The sequence below is a fragment of the Pseudomonas sp. NFACC43 genome (assembly GCF_900119645.1).
Taxonomy (GTDB): Bacteria; Pseudomonadota; Gammaproteobacteria; order Pseudomonadales; family Pseudomonadaceae; genus Aquipseudomonas.
In genome coordinates this window covers 83,998-103,438 of record NZ_FPKK01000017.1, presented here as the reverse complement: position 1 = coordinate 103,438, position 19,441 = coordinate 83,998, and the positions used below count along the sequence as shown (strand labels likewise).

Here is a 19,441-nt window from a genome sequence, read left to right as displayed (position 1 = left end):
CCGTACATCTGTCAAGTGGTTATTTTCAGAAGCTTTCAAAGTTTCCTTTGCAACTTCAACCACTTGCGCTTTCGATCTCTCGTCAGCGGGAGGCGAATTCTACAGCGTTAGCCGCTGCTGTCAACACCTCTTTTCCAGCGTCTTCGATCGTGAAGATCGAAGTGCCGACGGGACTTGACTGCAACCCTGTCGACCCCTTCCGGACTTCGATGATTTGAAGCCCTGCACACCCGAAAACTTCATAACTTATTGAATCTCAAGAAGTTTTCCGTTTCGACTGCGCCGGAAGTGGGGCGAATTATAGAGACTCAGAATCTGCCGTCAACCCCTGATTACGCTTTTGTTGAAAAAGGAACCTTGCGCCCCATTAATCGCGGGATACGGCGCAACACCGGTGGAATCCTCAACATCAACAAAAAAAGGCCTATGGCCGCATAGATCGACCACTCCTTGAGATCAGCCCTCACGATCCACAACATATGCAGCAATCCAAGGCCAAGGATCGGATAAACCAGACGATGCAGTTTCTTCCAGCGCGAGCCCAATCGACGCTGGCTATACCGATTGGAAGTGATTGCCAAAGGCAATAAACCGAGAAACCCCATAACCCCGACAATAATGTATGGCCGCTTGCTCAACTCGACACCTAACTGCGACCAGTCGAAGCCCAGAATGAATACCAGGTAGCTGCTCAAGTGCAACACCACATAAGCAAAGCACCACAACCCGAGCTGGCGCCTTACCGCAATCCACCCCGCCCATCCCGTCAATTTCTGCATTGGCGTCATGCTCAAGGTCAGTAGCAGCAGAATCAGTGCTCCCAGCCCAAGCCTATCCACCAGTACCTTGCCCGGATCAGGCCCCAACGCACTCATCAACGCCTCATAAAGCCAGAGCAGCGGCCAGACTGCCACCGCCATGAAGACGCCGATCCGCCACACTGGAAAATGCATCAGTAATCCTTCCTCAGGTCCATCCCTGCATAAAGAGAGGCCACTTCATCCTGGTAACCATTGAACATCAATGTATCGCGGACGTTTGGACTGAATAACCCGCTCGGCAAGCGACGCTCGCGCGCCTGGGTCCAGCGCGGATGGTCTACCGTCGGGTTGACGTTGGCATAGAAACCGTACTCGTCCGAGGCAATGCTTTGCCAGGTGGTTTTAGGCTGCTCGCTGACCAGGCTGATGCGCACAATGGACTTCACGCTCTTGAAACCGTACTTCCATGGAACAACCAGCCGCAAAGGTGCGCCATTCTGGTTTGGCAGCTCTCGCCCATACATGCCGACAGCCAGGATCGCCAACGGGTTCATCGCCTCATCCAGCCGCAAACCCTCCACATAAGGCCAATCGATCAAGGCAAACCCAGAGCGCTGCCCGGGCATCATCTTTGGATCCTGCAACGTTTCGAAGCGGATGTATCGGGCCTTTGAGGTCGGCTCGACCTGCTTGAGCAACGCGGAAAGGGGAAAGCCGATCCATGGAATGACCATCGACCAGGCCTCAACGCAGCGCAAGCGATAGATGCGCTCCTCCAATTGATAAGGCTTCATGAAATCTTCCAGCGCATAGCGCCCCGGCTTGCCCACCTCGCCATCCACTACCACGCTCCAAGGCTCGGTTTTCAAGGCGCCGGCATTGGCCGCCGGGTCCCCCTTGTCGGTTCCGAACTCATAGAAGTTGTTGTAATGGGTCGCGTCCTTGAATGGCGTGATTGACTCATTCTTGACCGTGACGGCGCCCCACTGGGCGGATGGCAGTTTCTCGGTGAACCAGGCAGGCGCCATGCCAGGCTCCACATCGGGATAACGTGCGGCATCAGCAGCACTCGCCCAACGGGAAACGCCACTCATGGCAACGCCAGCCACCACGGTAGCCGCCAGTATCTGGCGACGAGAAAGATAGAGGGATTCAGGCGTGACATCCGATTCACGGCAGTCGGACGACTTGGAGACTTTGATCAACATGACAACTCCGCAGCATTGGAGGGCAGATGCACCAATAGACTGCGGAGTATGGGGGAAATTACATTAAGGCAACGTTTAGCCTCGGCGAAGACGCAACAGATACTGCGCTGGCCCGGAAGCGGCATAGGCGAGGAATACCAGCAGCAGGATACGCGGCGGATCGCTGAAGACAACCGCGAATACCAATACCACCGCCAGGATCGCAACGAACGGCACGCGCCCCTTCAGATCCAGTTCCTTGAAGCTGTTGTACTTGATGTTACTGACCATCAGCATACCGGCCGCCGCTACCAGCAGCGCCACCAGGAAGGACATTTTCGACCCCTGGATGCCATAGTCGCTGAACGCCCACACAACCCCCGCCACGACGCCTGCCGCAGCCGGACTCGCCAGGCCGATGAAGTAACGCTTGTCAGCCTTGCCCACCTGCGTATTGAAACGCGCCAGCCGCAAGGCCGCGCCCGCCACATAGATGAAAGCGACCATCCAGCCGACCTTGCCCATATCCCCCAGCGCCCAACCGAATGCCAGCAAGGCCGGGGCCACACCAAAGGCGACCATGTCTGACAGGGAGTCGTACTCGGCGCCGAAAGCGCTCTGGGTATTGGTCATGCGAGCCACGCGCCCGTCCAGGCCATCGAGCACCATGGCGACAAAGATCGCGATGGCCGCGAACGCGAAATAACGGCTCGCCCCGGCAGCATCGCCAGCGCTCAACGCAGCCTGGGCACTCATGGAGCTGATGATGGAATAGAAACCGGCGAACAGGTTGGCGGTGGTGAACAGATTCGGCAGCAGATAGATGCCACGATGCCGGACCTTGCGGCCTTCAGCGTCATGACCTTCTTCGACGTGCTCATCGATGGGCAGCATGCTTTCGGCGTCAGGAGCCTGGTTTGGCTCGTCGGGACGTTCGCTCATGGACAGTACCTTGCAACGGTGTGAAAAAATTCGACAGGTGTCTGGGACGACGGTTCGGCCGCAAACGATGCAGCTTTATACCAGAAGCAGCCGTCCAAACGAAAAAACGCGGCCATGGCCGCGTTTTTCGATCAAGCTCGCGACTCAGTTCTTGGCTTTGTCGACGATCTTGTTGGCGCTGATCCAAGGCATCATCGAGCGCAGTTGCTCACCAATGATCTCGATACCGTGGGCAGCGTTGTTGCGACGCTTGGCAGTCATCGAAGGGTAGCCGGTGGCGCCTTCACTGATGAACATCTTGGCGTACTCGCCGTCCTGAATGCGTTTCAGGGCGTTGCGCATGGCCTGGCGGGACTCGGCGTTGATCACTTCCGGGCCAGTCACGTACTCGCCGTATTCGGCGTTGTTGGAGATCGAGTAGTTCATGTTGGCGATACCGCCTTCGTACATGAGGTCAACGATCAGCTTCAGCTCGTGCAGGCATTCGAAGTAAGCCATTTCTGGCGCATAGCCGGCTTCAACCAGGGTTTCGAAACCAGCCTTGACCAGCTCCACGGTACCACCGCACAGAACAGCCTGTTCACCAAACAGGTCGGTTTCGGTCTCGTCCTTGAAAGTGGTTTCGATGATGCCGGTACGGCCACCGCCCACACCGGCGGCGTAGGACAGTGCCACATTCTTGGCGTTGCCCGAGGCATCCTGGTAGATAGCGATCAGGTCAGGGATACCGCCACCCTTGACGAATTCGGAACGCACGGTGTGGCCCGGGGCCTTCGGTGCGATCATGATCACGTCGAGGTCAGCACGCGGCACGACCTGGTTGTAATGGATCGAAAAACCGTGGGAGAAAGCCAGGGTCGCGCCCTTCTTGATGTTCGGTTCGATTTCGTCGCGATACAGAGCGCCCTGGAACTCGTCCGGAGTCAGGATCATGACCAGATCGGCAGCGGCAACGGCGGAAGCCACATCAGCCACTTTCAGACCGTGGGCTTCCGCCTTGGCAACGGTGGCCGAGCCTTTACGCAGGCCGACGGTCACGTCGACACCGGAATCTTTCAGGTTGCACGCCTGGGCGTGGCCTTGGGAACCGTAACCGATAATGGCGACTTTCTTGCTCTGGATGATCGACAGGTCGCAATCTTTATCGTAGAAAACTTTCATGAATTTCCCCTATATCCGGCCGTTCAGGCCATTCGCTAATTTGGTTTAGATGCTCAGTACTTTGTCGCCACGGGCAATGCCGGTAACGCCACTGCGTACGGTTTCCAGAATCGAGGCGGTGCCGATCGATTGAATGAAGCTGTCGAGCTTGTCGCTGGTACCGGTCAACTGAACGGTATAGACGCTGGCGCTGACATCAACGATCTGCCCACGATAAATATCGGTGGTGCGCTTGATCTCGGCGCGCTGGGCGCCGGTGGCCTTGACCTTGACCAGCATCAGTTCGCGCTCGATGTGAGCGCTCTCCGACAGGTCCACGAGCTTGACCACCTCGATCAGCTTGTTCAGGTTTTTGGTGATCTGCTCGATGATTTCATCATGCCCCACCGTAGTCAGCGTCAGACGCGACAGGGTCGGGTCCTCGGTAGGCGCCACGGTCAGGCTTTCGATGTTGTAGTTGCGCTGCGAGAACAGGCCTACTACACGAGACAGAGCACCCGGTTCGTTTTCCAGAAGCAGGGAAATAATATGCCGCATGATTAGGTACGCTCCGTCTTGCTCAGCCACATATCGCGCATGGAACCGTCTTTGATCTGCATCGGATAGACGTGTTCGCTGGTATCGACCTGGATATCGAGGAATACCAGGCGATCCTTCATGGCGAAAGCCTCCTCGAGCCCGGACTTCAGGTCTTTAAGCTCGGTGATGCGAATCCCCACGTGACCATAGGCTTCGACCAGCTTGACGAAGTCCGGCAGCGATTCCATGTAGGAATGCGAATGACGGCTGCCATAGCTCATGTCCTGCCATTGGCGAACCATACCCAGCACGCCGTTGTTCAGATTGACGATCTTCACCGGCAAACCGTACTGCAGGCAGGTGGACAGCTCCTGGATGTTCATCTGGATACTGCCTTCGCCCGTGACGCAGGCGACATCGTTATCCGGAAAGCTCAGCTTGACGCCCATGGCCGCGGGGAAACCGAAGCCCATGGTGCCCAGGCCACCGGAGTTGATCCAGCGGTTGGGTTTGTTGAACTTGTAGTATTGCGCGGCAAACATCTGGTGCTGGCCCACGTCCGAGGTGATGAAGGCATCGCCCTTGGTCACTTCGCACAGGGTTTCGATCACTGTCTGCGGCTTGATCACGCTGCCGTCGCCCTTGTCATAAGGGAACAGGCCACGGTCGCCACGCCATTCATCCACCTGCTTCCACCAGCTGGCGACAGCGTCCTTGTTCGGCGTCTCGCCGATCTCCTTGAGGATAGCGACCATCTCGGTCAATACGCTTTCCACCGGCCCGACAATCGGCACGTCTGCCTTGATGGTCTTGGAAATGGACGCAGGGTCGATGTCGATATGGATGATCTTGGCGTTCGGGCAGAATTTCGCCGGGCCGTTGATGACCCGATCATCGAAACGCGCACCGACGGCCAGGATCACGTCCGCATGGTGCATCGCCAGGTTGGCGGTGTAGCTGCCGTGCATGCCGAGCATGCCGATGAACTGACGGTCGGTACCCGGAAACGCGCCCAGGCCCATCAGCGTATTGGTTACCGGCAGGTTAAGCATCTTCGCCAGTTCAGTCAGCGGCGCGGAGCCGCCCCCCAGGATCACGCCGCCGCCGGAATACAGCACGGGACGCTTGGCCGCCAGCAGCATTTCTGCCGCCTTGCGGATTTGCCCTGAGTGACCGCGTACAGCTGGACTGTAGGAGCGCAGCTTGGCTTTTTTCGGAAAGACGTATTCGAATTTCTCGGCCGGGTTGGTCATGTCTTTCGGGACATCGACCACCACCGGGCCGGGACGGCCGGATTCGGCCAGGTAGAAGGCCTTCTTCATGACCTCCGGGATTTCCGAGGCGTGCTTGATCATGAAGCTGTGCTTCACGATCGGCCGGGAGATACCGATCATGTCGGTTTCCTGGAACGCATCGGTGCCGACCATGGTGCTAGGCACCTGGCCGGAGATGATCACCATCGGAATGGAGTCCATGTAGGCGGTGGCGATACCGGTGATGGCGTTCGTGGCGCCAGGGCCGGAAGTTACAAGTACCACGCCGGCCTTGCCGGTGGCGCGGGCATAGCCGTCAGCCATGTGGGTCGCCGCCTGCTCGTGACGAACCAGGATGTGGGTCACTTCCGGCTCTTTGAACAGGGCATCATAGACATGAAGAAGAGCACCACCCGGGTACCCGTAGATATATTTGACGCCTTCGTCACGCAAGAAGCGGACGAGCATCTCACCGCCAGATAAAAGCTCCACGTTGTTCACCTCTAAAACGCCAGAATACCGACCCTCGACAAGGGGACGGGTCTTAATAGGTTTACTTCTCGGCAGAGCATGAGCGACGGTGGTCGCCGACTACGTCAGCACTGACTGAGCAAGTATTGGGATCGTCCCAAGTGTTGCGGGCCTTTCCCACCCAGCGCGAGGTAACGCGTTGCGGGTGTAACAGGTCGACGCGGATATGCGCCTCATGATCTGCCGAGTGGGTCTGCTTCTGGCAGTCCCTCTACAGCGGACTTTGGATTCTTCTGTTTCGCCTTCTGCAAGTCAAGTCGTCTATGTGCTTTATTGAAGTAAGCGCATGAGAACGCAAGAAAAAACCTTTAAACGGCTACTGTGTTAGCTTCAATTGCGCAACCCATGACAAGGAAACAGCATGCGAATGATCCTCCTGACCGCCAGCCTGCTGGCTGGCCTGAGCCCAATGTGCATGGCCGGCCAGGTCTACAAGTGGGTGGACGCCCAGGGCGTTACCCATTTCGGTTCCCAGCCGCCACAAGGCGCAGAAGCCACCACCGTGATCAAATCCGCTCCATCGCCTGCCGGCAAGCCGCCAGCGCCCCCCACCGGCGGTGCCATTGGTGACCAGAAGGTCATCGATCAGGAGGTGAAGAAACAGGTCGCCGAGCAGGAGGCCCAGCTCAAGGCTTTCTGCGAACAGGCCCGGACCAACCTGGCGCAACTGCAGAACAACCCGAGGCTGCGCGAGGAAGTGGAAGGGGAAATACGCCGCCTCACGGATGAAGAGCGGCGTCAGCGTATCGACGAAACGCGCCAGCAGATCGAAGAGCACTGCCAGTGACGACGGTCAGCTGGCCTCGCTGATCAACTGGTCGAACTGCGCCAGCAACCGTTGCAGCTCGACGCCCTGTCCCGGGCGCTGGGCATAGACCATTTCGGCCATGGCCAGGATGCCCGAGGCATTGGGCAATGGCAGGTCGTTTTCCAGGATGGCTTTCATGCGAGGCAGGAAGATCCACTGCAGCCATTGTTCAAAGTCCAGGGTATCGACCGCGAATGGCTCGACACTGGCCAGCGCTTCGGCCGAAGGCGAAACGCTGCTCCACCAACCCTGAACCCGCAGCTCTCGCTCGATCAGCAGCAACTGGTCGGCGATCCGAGGGAAGCGACCGTCCATCAGAGCGAAACCTTGGCCTTCTGGCGGGCCAGCGCCGCGCCAGCAGAATCGCCCTGCTTCTCACGGGCCTGGGCGATCAATTCCCACAGGCTGGCCTGAAGTGCCGGACGACCACTAGTAAATGTCAGGCCACGACGAGCCAGTTGCTCGGCTTGCGGCGCATCGCCTTGGGCCAGACGCACCTGGGCCAGGCGATAAAGAACCTGGGGTTCACGTGGCGCAACGCGTTGAGCGCGCTCCAGGCTGGAGGAAGCACCATTCAAGTCACCGCCGGCCTGTTGCTGCTGGGCCGTGGTCAACAGGGCCAGTACCGGCCCGTCCAGCTGTTCATCGGCGGACAAGCCACCGCTGTTGGACGGCGCAATGCTACCCGACGTCGACGGCATGCTGTAGCTGCCCTGGTCGATCGGCGAACCGTTGACAGGCCCTGGCGTGATCGGGCCAGACGTGACCGGACCCGGCGTGATCGGCTGGCTGCTGATCGGAGCCGAAGTGGCCGCACCACCGCCCGGTACCATGACCACGACACCGGAGTCACCCTGGGGAATAGCCTGGGCCTGCCCTTGCACCGGGCGCTTCACTGTCGTCTGACGGAAACCGCCGCTGGCCGAGACCCGCTCGCTGTTGGAAACCGCCGTGCCGGCATCGACCACCGGAATAGAACCACGTTGTACGGTGGAGCAACCACTGAGCAAAGCCACGGCAGTCACCGCTGGAATCAACCACTTGTTCACTTGAAACCCTCTTTGCTTAATTCATCCAGTCCTTGACCCAGTCCATCACCGATTCGGCGGGATTCGTACCGCCACAGGCGGCACCGGGTGGCGGTTCGCTGCCGCGAATATACGGCATCTGTACCGCCCCCGGACAATTGGCGTCGGAGCCCTGTCCGGTACGGGAATCGACCCAGGCCTGGACGATGTTGTCCGGTTGCGGCATATCCAGCGGCAACGGATCAGCCTTGCGCATGAAACTGGTCCAGACTTGCAGCGCGCCAGTGGCACCGGTGAATGGCGTCTTGCCGTTGTCATCACGACCAAGCCAGACCACTGCCAACAGATCCTGGCTGAAACCGGCGAACCAGCTATCGCGCGAATCGTTACTGGTACCGGTCTTGCCCGCCAGAGTCAGGGTCCGGGGCAGCACGTTATAAACCGAACTGCCGGTACCTTCACGCATGACCCGCTGCATGGCGCTCTGGATCAGATAGATGGAGGCCGGATCGAAACGCTGCTGGATCTGGAACGGGTAGCGCTTGAGAGGCTCGCCGTCGGCGGTGAGCACGCTGCGGATCCCGCGCATCGGTGTATTGAAGCCACCGTTGGCCAGCGTCTGGTACATGGCCGCTACTTCGATCGGCGTGAGACCACCGGCGCCCAGCAACATCGATGGGAACGCCGGGAGTTCACGGTTGACCCCCAGGCGCGCCAGGGTCTTGAGCACGTTCGGCACACCGACTTCCATGCCAAGGCGCGCCGTGGACAGGTTGTAGGAATGCGCCAGCCCCTGGTACAGGAACACCGTACCGTGGGTGCGGCGATCATAGTTCTGCGGCTTCCAGACCTGGCCATCCGCCCCCTTGACCGAGAAGGCCTCGTCGGACAACCAACTGGTCAAGGTGTACTGGCTCGGTTTCTCCAAGGCCGTGAGGTACACCGCCGGCTTGATCAGCGAGCCGATCGGACGCACCGCATCCAAGGCCCGGTTGAATCCGGCAAAACTGGCCTGGCGACTGCCGATCATGGCCTGGACTTCACCGGTTTCCGGATTGGTCACCACCATGGCAGCCTCGACTTCATCGGCGCCCTTGCGCCCGCCCAGTCGCTTGAACGTGTCTTCGACCGAGGCCTCGGCCTTCATCTGCAGGATCGGATCAAAACTGGTAAAGATGCGCAGGCCTTCTTCGGTCAAGTCTTCGTCGCGGTAGTCCTCACGCAGTTGACGCTTGACCAGGTCAAGAAAACCGGGGAACGAACTGTCCGCCAGACTGCCGCGCTTGGTCACGCCCAGTGGCATTTTTTTCGCCGCCTCGACCTGCTCGGCCGTCGCCACGCCCTGTTGCTGCAACAGATCCAGCACCAGGTTGCGTCGTTCGAGGGCGCGTTCGGGATTGCGACGCGGATTATAGGAAGACGGCCCCTTGACCATGCCCACCAGCAACGCCACCTGGTGCAGCTTGAGCTCGGACAGTGGCTGGCTGAAGAAGAACTGGCTGGCAAGGCCGAAACCGTGCACCGCCCGCTGGCCATCCTGGCCGATGAAGACCTCGTTGAGGTAAGCCTCGAGGATTTCCTGCTTGTCGTAATGCAGCTCCAACAGCAAGGCCATCATGGCTTCGGTGAGCTTGCGAGAGAGGCTGCGCTCGTTGGTCAGGTAGAAGTTCTTGACCAACTGTTGGGTCAGGGTACTGCCGCCCTGGCGCATGTGGCCCGAGGACGTGTTGACCCAGACAGCGCGGGCTATCGACTTGGGTGAAACGCCGAAGTGATGATAGAAGTCCCGGTCCTCGACGGCGATCAGCGTGTCGATCAGGAACGGCGGTACCTGGTCGATCTTGATCAGGATCCGGTCTTCCAGGTTCTTGGGATATAGCCCACCGATCAACAGGGGCTCGAGGCGCACCACCGATAGATTCGCATTCTTGGCACCGGTCAGCGCGGCCACATAGTCGCCCGAAAACCGCACCCGCACCGGTTGCGCCTGCTCCATGCCTTCATAGAACTGGAACCCCCGGGTATTGAGTTCAACGGTATTGCCATTGACGGAAGCCGCCCCCGGCCCGTTGGCCACGCTCTCACGGCGGTAGCCCAGGGCATCGAGTTCGGTGAGGAAATCATCGCGGCTCAGTTTCTGGCCGACGAACAACTCCAGCGGACGCGCGTAGACCTTGGCCGGAATCATCCAGCGCTTGCCGGAGAACTTCTCCTGGACCACGGCATCGAGGTAGACGGCAAAACCGGCGAGCACGACGAGGCCCACCAGGCTGAGTTTAAGGGCCCAGCCCAACCAGGGCCGCAGGCGGCTGGCGGGTGGTTTCTTGGGGGTACGGGGGGATCGGGTACGAGTCATGGCGGCGGATTATACGCACTTTGCGGCGGTTCAACATGAGCCCGCAAACCCGCCTGACAGAACGGGACCATCCGGTTTGCGTTAGCGCGGCTTGCCGCCATAATGACGACCTTGATTTCCAGACTCTGAAGGATCGCCTGTGAGCCAGTCCCTGATCGCTGCCCTGCAAAACCCGGCCCTCTACCCGCATCCCGTCGAAGGGTTCCAGGTCATCGAAACCCATATTTCCTGGGTCTTGCTTACCGGCCCGTACGCCTACAAGTTCAAGAAGCCGGTCAATTTCGGCTTCCTCGATTTCACCGACCTCGAGTCCCGCAAGCATTTCTGCGGCGAAGAGCTGCGCCTGAACCAGCGATTGACCCAGGATCTCTACCTGGAGGTGCTCCCGATTACCGGCAGCGTCGAAGCACCACAGCTGGGAGGCGACGGCCCAGCCATCGAATATGCCTTGAAGATGCGTCAATTTCCCCAGAGCCAACTGCTCAGTACATTGCAGGCCAATGGCGAACTGACGACCGCACACATCGATGAAATGGCTGAACAGATCGCCAGGTTCCACCTTTCCACGCCCAAGGTCCCTGCCGAAAACCAGGCGGGCACTCCCGACAGCGTGATGGCTCCGGTGCGGCAGAACTTCGAACAGATCCGCCCCTTCCTCAGTGACAAGGTCGACCTGGCGCAGCTCGAGGCCCTGCAGGCCTGGGCCGAAAGCAGCTTCGAACGCCTCAAGCCTCTGTTTACCCAACGCAAGACCGAAGGCTTCATCCGTGAATGCCACGGCGACATCCACCTGGGTAACGCCACCGTGATCGACGGCAAGGTGATGATTTTCGATTGCATCGAGTTCAACGAGCCATTCCGCTTCACCGACGTCTATGCCGACACCGGATTCCTGGCCATGGACCTGGAAGACCGCGGCCTCAAGTCGCTGGCCCGGCGCTTCGTCAGCCAGTACCTGGAGCTGACCGGCGATTACCAGGGCCTGGAACTGCTGAACTTCTACAAGGCCTACCGTGCGCTGGTACGGGCCAAGGTCGCGCTGTTCAGCATGTCGGCCGAAGACCCCGTACAGCGTGCCACTACCCTGCGCCAATACCGCAACTACGCCAACCTGGCTGAAAGCTACAGCACCATCCCATCTCCTTTCCTGGCCATAACCCACGGTGTTTCGGCAGTGGGCAAAAGCCATGTCGCGATGCGCCTGGTGGAAGCACTGGGCGCGATTCGCCTGCGTTCGGATGTGGAACGCAAGCGCCTGTTCGGCGAGCAACAGGTTCAGAACGATCCACAAGCCGGCATTTACAGCAGTGACGCCAGCGCTACCACCTATGCCCGCCTGCATGACGTCGCAGGGGCCATACTGCACGCCGGGCTCCCGGTGATCATCGACGCGACCTATCTCAAACATGATCAACGCAACGCAGCCGCGAAGATCGCCGAAGCAACGGGCGCGCCGTTCCTGATCCTGGACTGCGATGCGCCGCAGGCAGTCATCGAAAGCCGCCTGGCGCAGCGTCAGGCCGACCACAAGGATCCGTCCGACGCGAACCTCGCCGTGATCGCTGCCCAGCAGGCCAGCCGCGAGCCCCTGACGCCGGAGGAAATCCTGTGCAGCAAGCCGGTCCAGACCAATGAAAGCGCCTCGCTCGATGAGGTCGTCGCGCAAATTCGCCAGCGCCTGCCAAATCTGTAAACAACTATTTCGGTCGTGAAGCGACGCTCGGCTTCACGACCGTCAACTGGTGGCACTATACTGGCGTCATAAAACCAACAGGTGCGATGACATGAGCCATCCCAAGCTTCTCAACACTCCGCTTTATGACTTGCTGCGCAAGGATGACATCGCAGGCTTCAACAGCGAGCGCCCTCAAGGTCCGGTCGACATGCGTGGCGGCGACTTCCGTGGTCTCGATCTGCGGGAATTGAACGTGGACGACGTCGATTTTACCGATGCGTATTTCCGTTCCGCCGATTTGCGCGGCGTCGATTTCCGCAAATCGAAACTGGAGGGCGCAAGCCTGGCCCACGCCCAGATCTCCGGTGCCTATTTTCCGCCGGAGCTGTCCGCCGACGAGATCCTCATGTCGATGAATTTCGGTACCCGACTGCGTTATCGCACTCGCTGAGGATGTGACACTCAAGCGCCATCGCCTCCAGAGCCCCTGCTCGCGCTGGAGGCAGGCACGTCGTCGCGTGCCCTGCTGCATCGTGCGTTATGCATTAGAAGCTTTTGCGCCGATTCCGACCAAAGAATTACGCTTTTCCTACTGAGCGCTACACTCCTGAGAAACTTGCCCACTGCACCAGTCGGCCGTCGCAAGGAGGCTCGATGAATGATGAACTGCAACATCTGAAAAATCTGGGCAAGACATCGGCCCAGTGGCTGCACGCCGTGGGTATCCACAGTGCTTCCGATCTGCGTCGGCTCGGCGCGGTCGATGCCTACCGCGCCGTGCGCACTCGTGGATTCCGAGCCTCGAAGGTATTGCTGTACGCCATCGAGGGGGCCTTGATGGATGTGCACTGGAACGACATCCCCGCCGAACGCAAGGAGGCCCTGAACCAACAGCTGGATGCTATTTCGACACGTCACAAAGCCTGATCGAACCACTTGGCTGACGGCACCCGGCATGTCGCTCGGATTATTTCGAAGGTTCAGGAAAAGAAAGTTTGACTTGGTAATGAGAATCGCTATGATTACCACATCCGGTCGCGAGACTGGTCGATATTTGAACAGCCCTTGGTTCGGACTCTCAGATATCTCCTCATCAGGCTAATCACGGTTATTCGACCCGGCTCTTGCCGGGTCTTTTTTTGCCTGCCGGAAACAGGCGCTCGCGCCTACGACTCTCCGCGCATCTGCGCGCAATAGTCCACCGGTGGCGTGGCGGGTGTGTACCAAACGTAATCCGCCATGGCCGACGTCACCTCGCTGCCCTCCTCGGCCAGCATCAGCACCCGCGGCGCCTCTGCCGCGCCGAGATCCAGCGTGTGCAGCGGCACGCCGACGTCCTTGCGGCCATGCCAGGCGCCAGCCAGCAATAATGCAGGCGTCGGCGCCTGCAGCAATCGCTCGGCCATGCGCCTGTCACGTTGCTGCTGGACAGCCAGCATCGCCGGCATCTGCGACTCCGGCAACAAGCCACAATGGGATTCCCTGATCTGTCCCAGCAGTTCGTCTTTCACAACCGCCGCGTTGGAGCGAGGCCCAGTGAGGCCCGGTGCCTGCTTGTAAAAGCGCTGGATTTCGACGGTGTCCAGGTTGGCGGCCAGCAGTGGATAGGGTTGAGCCAGCGCAAACGTCACTACCGGTCCATACAGATTCCAGTCCCAGCCGGGCGACCAACCCAGCGCGGCTGGCAAATCCTCAGGCAATACCGATGACTTGCGCACCGCATTGACCCGCGGCTGTTGTTCCGGTGTCAGCATTTCCAGCAACAGGCTGCCTTGAGGCCGTTGTGCGCCGAGGGCCTGGAGCAACCATTCTTGCAAGGCGTGGTGATCCTGATTGTCGTGTCGCTCCCCCACGATCAACCGCGGTGCCATCGCCAACTGTTCGACCAACGCCTGGGGCGTGACGGCCTGGCCTGTGTGCAGATCGCGAATACGCCCGGCGACCGGGGGTGGCGAGATGCTTTGGCAGGCTGACAATACACTCAGCAATAGAATCAGGATCAGGCGCACAAGCTGCATCCTCATTGAGCCCTTCAGCGGGCGATGATCAATGGGTGCCCGCGCTCCGGATGGGGTTGTACCAGCACTTCCAGGCCGAATACCGCCTTGAGCGTTTCCGGGCGCAGCACATGTTGCGGTGTATCCAGCGCCACCGGACGGCCGGACGCAAGCAACAACAGGCGATCACAGTAACGCGCCGCCAGATTCAGGTCATGCAGAATCACCAGCACGGCAGCGCCGCGATCGGCGAATTCACGCACCGCCTGCAGGATCGTATGCTGGTGCAGCGGATCGAGCATCGAGGTCGGTTCGTCCAGCAGCAAGGTTTGCCCCGCCTCTCCGGGCCACAACTGCGCAAGCACCCGCGCCAGATGCACCCGCTGGCGCTCGCCCCCGGACAATGCCAGGTAACTGCGGCCATGCAGATGCGCGGCGTCGGCGGCTTGCAGCGCCGAGGCCACGATTTGTCCATCGCGCACCCGACCGCTGCGATGCGGCAAGCGGCCCATGCCGACCACCTCTTCCACCCGGAACGCGAAATCCAGGGTCGACGACTGCGGCAATACCGCCAGGCGACGGGCACGTTCGGAGCCGTCCCACTGGGACAGGGGCCTTTCATCGAGCCAGACCTGCCCCTGGCTGGGACGCAATTCGCCACACAGGCCCGCCAGCAACGTGCTTTTGCCCGCGCCATTGGGGCCGAGTACCCCAAGCACCTCGCCGCGCTCAAGCGCCAGGTCAACGCCGGCCAATACGGTTTTCCGGCCACGATGAATGTGCAGGTTCTGCGCGCGCAGCATCAGGCACGCCCTCGCACCAATAGATAAAGGAAGAACGGCGCGCCGATGAACGCCGTGACAATGCCGATCGGCAATTCCGCCGGAGCCAGTGCCAGGCGCGCCACCAGATCGGCCAACAGCAGCAGGCTGCCACCCGCCAGCACTGAGGCCGGCAGCAGGATGCGATGATCAGGGCCGGCTATCAGGCGCACCAGGTGCGGTACCACGAGCCCGACAAAACCGATCATGCCCGCTGCCGCCACTGCCGCGCCAACGCCCAGGGCGGTGCAGAACACCAGTTCGCGCTTGAGTCGCTCGACGTCGATCCCCAGGTGAGCAGCCTCGGACTCTCCCAGCAACAGGGCATTGAGGGCCCGGGCCCGACGTGGCAGCCAGGCCACAACGCCAGCGCAGACCAGCAACAACGGCCATAACCGCGCATAACTGGCACCATTGAGGCTGCCCAGGTTCCAGAAGGTCAGGGTGCGCAGGGTCGCGTCATCCGCCAGGTAGGTGAACAGGCCGACGGCCGAAGCCGATAGCGCGGTCAGGGCAATGCCGGCCAGCAGCATCGTAGCGACGTGAGTCTGGCCGTTGCGTCGGCCCAGGCGATAGACCAGTGCTGTGACACCAAGCCCACCGAGAAACGCACACAGCGACAATACATAGGGGCCGAACGCTTCGGGCAGCCCGCCCATCACGGCCCCGCCGACAATGGCGAATGCAGCGCCCAGCGCCGCGCCGCTGGACACTCCGACCAGTCCCGGGTCCGCCAGCGGGTTGCGGAACAACCCCTGCATCGCCACGCCGGACAAGGCCAGTACACCCCCTGTCGCCAGGCCCAGCAACGTGCGCGGCAAACGGATCTGGCCAAGGATCAGTTCAGCCTGCTCCAGGTTGTCGGCAGCCACCGGCAACCCCATCAGATGCAAGGCGGCACGCCCGGTATCGAGCAACGGCAGGCTTACCGGCCCCAGGGCCAGTGACAGCCAGATCGCCAATAGACACAACAGACTCAGGCCGATGAACAGGACGCGCGGCTGGACCTGCGGCCTCATTGTGTCTCGACCAGCCCGGGATAGAACCTGGCGGCCAGGGCTGCCAGGCTTTGCGGCAAGCGTGGGCCCAACCCGCCGACCAGCAAGGTCGGGTCGAGCTCGATCACACGCCCGTCCCTGGCGGCACGGGTCGAGGCGAGAATCGGATTTTCCTTGAACAGCGCCACACGGGCTTCTTCGCCACTGAGCACTCGATCGGCGAACACCAATACTTCAGGATTCAGACTGGCCAGGGTCTCCACCGAAAACGGCTTGTAACCGCTGTGGGTCGCCAGGTTCTGGCCTCCGGCCTGTTGCAACAGCCAATCGGCAGCAGTGTCTTTGCCAGCGACCAATGGCTTGCCTCCCGAGTGCCCCACCAACAGCAGCACGCCGGGCGCCTTTTGCTTGAGTTGAGCCTGGGACACTCGCTCTTTTTGCGCCGCAAGCTGTTCTTGATAATGCTGGAACAGCTGCTCAGCCTTGGCCTCGGCGCCCAGCAAACGGCCCAGATGTGACAGGTTTTCCTTGAGGGTCGGGACGTCAGGGGTTGCCGAGAACAGTTCGACCTGCACCCCGGCGCTGCGAATCTGTGCCAATACAGGCGGCGGGCCCATTTCCTCGGTGCCCACCAGGATCTGTGGCCGCAGGCTCAGCACACCCTCTGCCGATAACTGCCGCTGGTAGCCGATGCTGGGCAGCGCGCGCAGGGATTCGGGGTGCTGGCTGGTGGTGTCCACGCCAACCAGCTTCGACTCCCCTCCCAGCGCACTCACCCACTCAGACAATGCGCCACCGGCACTGACCCAGCGCTGTGGCGCCTGCGCCGCACTGGCCCACTGGCTGGCCAGTAACGCAGCAAACAGTACGGCAACGCGGATATTCAGGCGCATCAGGCAGCTTCCTCAAAGAAGTTGTTCGCAGGTGCGGGCACAGACCCGTCAGGCCAAGTATCCTCACTGCTGCGAAGGAAGCGCCATTTGATAATTGTTTTCATTTGACCGTCAAGCGCTCCGAGACTCGCGTTCAAGACAGGTTCTATTCGCCATGAAATATCAGGACACCTATGAAGTTTCTTTGCAGCGCCGTCGAATTACCTGACAACAGTAGTCGCGGTTTCGACATTGATGGGCGAAAGGTGCTAGCGGTACGTCGCGCGGGCCAGGTCCATGCGTATTTCAACCGCTGCCCGCATCGCGGCGTGCCACTGGAATGGCAACCCGACCAGTTCCTCGACCCCAGCGCCAGCCTGATCCAATGCGCCACCCATGGCGCCCTGTTTCTGATCGAAAGCGGCGAGTGCGTGGCCGGCCCTTGTGCCGGCCAGTTCCTGGTCGCTCTAGAGTGCCGGGAGGACGAGCAAGGCATCTGGGTCAAGCTGTAGCGGCTCGAGCAGCACCGGCAGCGGACGATCCACCCACATCTGCTCGGGCGTCAACGTGACCCCATAAGCCAACACCTCCACTCCCGCCGCCACGGCCTCGCGCAGCGCGGCCGCGTATAGCGGGTCGATCTCCCCCGCAGGACGCACGGCCTGGATGCCACTCAGGTTCACACAATACAGCTGCACCGCACGCACGCCCTGCCGGGCCAGGCCCGCCAGTTCTCGCAGGTGTCGTGCCCCGCGCTGGGTCACCGCATCGGGAAACGCGGCGACATCCGTTCCATCGAACCCCAAGGTGACACTCTTGACTTCGACCCAGGCCGAGCCGAGCTCATAGTCCAGGCGAAAATCGATGCGGCTGTTCTCCACACCGTAAGCCACTTCACGTTTCAACCCGACAAAGCCGTTCAGCTCACTGATCACGCCGGCGCGCAGCGCTTCTTCGACCAAGGCATTGGCCCGTGCCGTATTGATGCAGGCCAGCCTGCCCTGAGGGGTTTCGCCGATTTCCCAGGTGCCGGGCAACTTGCGCTTGGGGTCGCTGGAACGGCTGAACCAGACGCGCGCGCCTGGTGCCATGCAGTTGAGCATCGAACCGGTGTTGGGACAGTGAATGGTCAATTGCTCGCCGTCGGCGGTTTCGATATCAGCGAGAAAACGCTTGTAACGTCGGATCAACCGGCCTTCTTCGAGTGCAGGAGAAAAACGCATCAGCCTTGCCAGCTCCGAAGCCCGCGCGCGATACGCTCCACCGCTTCCTGCAAGCGCGGCAAGCTCTGGGTGTAGGCGAAACGCACATGGTGCCCGGCCTGATGGCGGCCGAAATCCAGCCCCGGCGTAAACGCCACGTGTTCGGTTTCCAGGAAATGCTGGCAGAAAGCAAAGGCATCGCCACCGAATGCGCTGATATCGGCGTAGAGGTAGAACGCGCCCTGCGGCTCGACCGCGATGCCGAAGCCCAGCTCACGCAAGGCCGGCAGCAGAAAGTCGCGACGCAGTGCGAACTCGGCCCGGCGCTGCTCGAAAATCTCGATGGTGGCCGGCTCGAAACAGGCCAGGGCGGCGTGCTGGGCCATGCTTGGTGCGCTGATGTAGAGATTCTGCGCGAGCTTTTCCAGCTCCCCGATAGCGGCCAGAGGAGCCACCAGCCAGCCAAGTCGCCAGCCGGTCATGCCGAAATACTTGGAAAAACTGTTCAGGACAAAGGCCTCGTCGTCGACTTCCAGCACGCTGGCGGCATCGGTGCCGTAGGTCAGGCCGTGGTAGATCTCGTCCACCACCAAATGACCATTGTGCCCCTTGATGGCCCTGGACAGTCCGGCCAGCTCGTCCCGGGTGAGGATCGTCCCGGTAGGGTTGGCCGGCGAGGCCACCAGTGCGCCGACACTGTCCTGGTCCCAGTGACGGTTCACCAGGTCAGGCGTCAGCTGGTACCGCACCTCCGGCCCCACCGGAACCAACTGCGCCGCCCCCTCCACCAACCGCAGGAAATGACGATTGCAGGGATAGCCGGGATCGGCCAGCAGCCAATGCTTGCCCGGATCCACCAGCAAGGCACTGGCCAGCAACAATGCGCCGGAGCCGCCCGGGGTGACCAGGATGCGCCGGGGATCGATCTGTACGCCATAGCGCTGCCCATAGAAACCGGCGATGGCTTCGCGCAGCTCGGGGATCCCACGGGCCGCGGTGTAGCGGGTCTTGCCCGCCGCCAGCGCGGCCTGGCCAGCCTGGATGATCGGCTCGGCGGTGGTGAAATCCGGCTCGCCAATCTCCAGGTGGATGACATCGTGGCCGCTGGCCTGCAGTTCGTTGGCCCGGGCCAGCAGTGCCATGACGTGGAACGGTTCGATGGCGCGGCTACGCGCACTGTAGGGCTGAGCCATTGGCCTTCCTTGCAAAGGAAAAAGAACCGATTCTACCCAAGCCGGGAACGAGCGCGAACCCAAAGCTGTCAGAGCCCTGTCGCAAGAAATGAGTCCGGCGATTGACCCAGGCTTGACTAGAATCAAGCATTGAGCAG

21 protein-coding genes are annotated in these 19,441 nt (G+C 60.7%); 6 read left to right on the top strand and 15 right to left on the bottom strand.

Annotation, left to right across the window (positions count from 1 at the left end; all coding sequences use genetic code 11):
* Positions 1–218, top strand: a 218-nt coding sequence (locus BT179_RS26880; protein ID WP_218163111.1) for a hypothetical protein, incomplete at its 5' end; no start/stop codon positions are given.
* 114 nt (positions 219–332) lie between these two features.
* On the opposite strand, the gene msrQ is transcribed toward BT179_RS26880, so the two are convergent.
* From msrQ to BT179_RS23350, 6 genes are all read right to left on the bottom strand, one after another.
* Positions 333–953: a protein-methionine-sulfoxide reductase heme-binding subunit MsrQ gene (msrQ, locus tag BT179_RS23375; protein ID WP_072431979.1), complete on the bottom strand. Its 621-nt coding sequence runs from the start codon at positions 951–953 to the stop codon at positions 333–335.
* Positions 953–1,969: a protein-methionine-sulfoxide reductase catalytic subunit MsrP gene (msrP, locus tag BT179_RS23370; RefSeq protein WP_072398658.1), complete on the bottom strand. Its 1,017-nt coding sequence runs from the start codon at positions 1,967–1,969 to the stop codon at positions 953–955. Before msrP ends, msrQ begins: the two co-directional genes overlap by 1 nt.
* Positions 1,970–2,044: 75 nt before the next feature.
* Entirely contained in the window at positions 2,045–2,890 is an 846-nt protein-coding gene (pssA, locus tag BT179_RS23365) for a CDP-diacylglycerol--serine O-phosphatidyltransferase (RefSeq protein ID WP_072398657.1), read from the bottom strand.
* A gap of 144 nt (positions 2,891–3,034) precedes the next feature.
* Positions 3,035–4,051 carry a ketol-acid reductoisomerase gene (ilvC, locus tag BT179_RS23360; protein WP_072398656.1) on the bottom strand — a complete coding sequence of 339 codons (1,017 nt, stop codon included), beginning with the start codon at positions 4,049–4,051 and terminating at the stop codon, positions 3,035–3,037.
* 45 nt (positions 4,052–4,096) lie between these two features.
* Positions 4,097–4,588, bottom strand: coding sequence for an acetolactate synthase small subunit (gene ilvN / locus BT179_RS23355; protein WP_003205610.1), 492 nt, complete (start codon positions 4,586–4,588; stop codon positions 4,097–4,099).
* Between the two features lie 2 nt (positions 4,589–4,590).
* Positions 4,591–6,315: an acetolactate synthase 3 large subunit gene (locus tag BT179_RS23350; protein WP_072398661.1), complete on the bottom strand. Its 1,725-nt coding sequence runs from the start codon at positions 6,313–6,315 to the stop codon at positions 4,591–4,593.
* A 400-nt stretch (positions 6,316–6,715) separates the two neighbouring features.
* Here BT179_RS23350 and BT179_RS23345 point away from each other — a divergent pair, with 400 nt between their 5' ends.
* Positions 6,716–7,141, top strand: a complete 426-nt coding sequence (locus BT179_RS23345) for a DUF4124 domain-containing protein (RefSeq protein ID WP_072398655.1) — start codon at positions 6,716–6,718, stop codon at positions 7,139–7,141.
* 6 nt (positions 7,142–7,147) lie between these two features.
* Here BT179_RS23345 and BT179_RS23340 read toward each other — a convergent pair whose 3' ends face one another.
* From BT179_RS23340 to mrcB, 3 genes are read right to left on the bottom strand one after another with little or no spacing between them, the layout of a single operon-like run.
* Positions 7,148–7,477, bottom strand: coding sequence for a YqcC family protein (locus BT179_RS23340; RefSeq protein WP_072398654.1), 330 nt, complete (start codon positions 7,475–7,477; stop codon positions 7,148–7,150).
* Positions 7,477–8,211, bottom strand: coding sequence for a tetratricopeptide repeat protein (locus tag BT179_RS23335; protein ID WP_072398653.1), 735 nt, complete (start codon positions 8,209–8,211; stop codon positions 7,477–7,479). Before BT179_RS23335 ends, BT179_RS23340 begins: the two co-directional genes overlap by 1 nt.
* A 16-nt stretch (positions 8,212–8,227) precedes the next feature.
* Entirely contained in the window at positions 8,228–10,546 is a 2,319-nt protein-coding gene (mrcB, locus tag BT179_RS23330) for a penicillin-binding protein 1B (RefSeq protein WP_072398652.1), read from the bottom strand.
* Between the two features lie 139 nt (positions 10,547–10,685).
* On the opposite strand from mrcB, the gene BT179_RS23325 reads away from it, so the two are divergent.
* The 3 genes from BT179_RS23325 (at position 10,686) to BT179_RS23315 (ending at position 13,148) form a co-directional block, all read left to right on the top strand.
* On the top strand, positions 10,686–12,239 hold the full coding sequence (locus tag BT179_RS23325; protein WP_072431980.1) for a bifunctional aminoglycoside phosphotransferase/ATP-binding protein: 1,554 nt from the start codon (positions 10,686–10,688) through the stop codon (positions 12,237–12,239).
* 91 nt (positions 12,240–12,330) lie between these two features.
* Positions 12,331–12,672 carry a pentapeptide repeat-containing protein gene (locus BT179_RS23320; protein WP_072398650.1) on the top strand — a complete coding sequence of 114 codons (342 nt, stop codon included), beginning with the start codon at positions 12,331–12,333 and terminating at the stop codon, positions 12,670–12,672.
* 203 nt (positions 12,673–12,875) lie between these two features.
* Complete coding sequence (locus BT179_RS23315; RefSeq protein WP_072398649.1) at positions 12,876–13,148, top strand: TfoX/Sxy family protein; 273 nt, start codon at positions 12,876–12,878, stop codon at positions 13,146–13,148.
* Positions 13,149–13,387: 239 nt separating this feature from the next.
* Here BT179_RS23315 and BT179_RS23310 read toward each other — a convergent pair whose 3' ends face one another.
* Genes BT179_RS23310 through BT179_RS23295 form a run of 4 tightly spaced genes read right to left on the bottom strand, consistent with a single transcriptional unit; the run spans position 13,388 to position 16,930 of the window.
* Complete coding sequence (locus BT179_RS23310) at positions 13,388–14,239, bottom strand: ChaN family lipoprotein (protein WP_072431981.1); 852 nt, start codon at positions 14,237–14,239, stop codon at positions 13,388–13,390.
* 14 nt (positions 14,240–14,253) lie between these two features.
* Entirely contained in the window at positions 14,254–15,021 is a 768-nt protein-coding gene (locus tag BT179_RS23305) for a heme ABC transporter ATP-binding protein (RefSeq protein ID WP_072431982.1), read from the bottom strand.
* Positions 15,021–16,058: a FecCD family ABC transporter permease gene (locus tag BT179_RS23300; protein ID WP_072398646.1), complete on the bottom strand. Its 1,038-nt coding sequence runs from the start codon at positions 16,056–16,058 to the stop codon at positions 15,021–15,023. Before BT179_RS23300 ends, BT179_RS23305 begins: the two co-directional genes overlap by 1 nt.
* The gene (locus BT179_RS23295) at positions 16,055–16,930 is read right to left on the bottom strand and encodes a heme/hemin ABC transporter substrate-binding protein (protein WP_072431983.1); all 876 of its coding nucleotides are present in this window, start codon (positions 16,928–16,930) and stop codon (positions 16,055–16,057) included. Before BT179_RS23295 ends, BT179_RS23300 begins: the two co-directional genes overlap by 4 nt.
* A gap of 173 nt (positions 16,931–17,103) precedes the next feature.
* On the opposite strand from BT179_RS23295, the gene BT179_RS23290 reads away from it, so the two are divergent.
* On the top strand, positions 17,104–17,421 hold the full coding sequence (locus tag BT179_RS23290) for a Rieske (2Fe-2S) protein (RefSeq protein ID WP_072398644.1): 318 nt from the start codon (positions 17,104–17,106) through the stop codon (positions 17,419–17,421).
* Here the strand turns inward: BT179_RS23290 and sfsA are convergent.
* Both sfsA and BT179_RS23280 read right to left on the bottom strand, forming a co-directional pair.
* Positions 17,377–18,132, bottom strand: coding sequence for a DNA/RNA nuclease SfsA (sfsA, locus tag BT179_RS23285; RefSeq protein ID WP_072431984.1), 756 nt, complete (start codon positions 18,130–18,132; stop codon positions 17,377–17,379). The two genes, BT179_RS23290 and sfsA, sit on opposite strands and share 45 nt — an antisense overlap.
* Positions 18,132–19,304 carry a pyridoxal phosphate-dependent aminotransferase gene (locus BT179_RS23280; RefSeq protein WP_072431985.1) on the bottom strand — a complete coding sequence of 391 codons (1,173 nt, stop codon included), beginning with the start codon at positions 19,302–19,304 and terminating at the stop codon, positions 18,132–18,134. Before BT179_RS23280 ends, sfsA begins: the two co-directional genes overlap by 1 nt.
* Between the last annotated feature and the right edge of the window lie 137 nt (positions 19,305–19,441).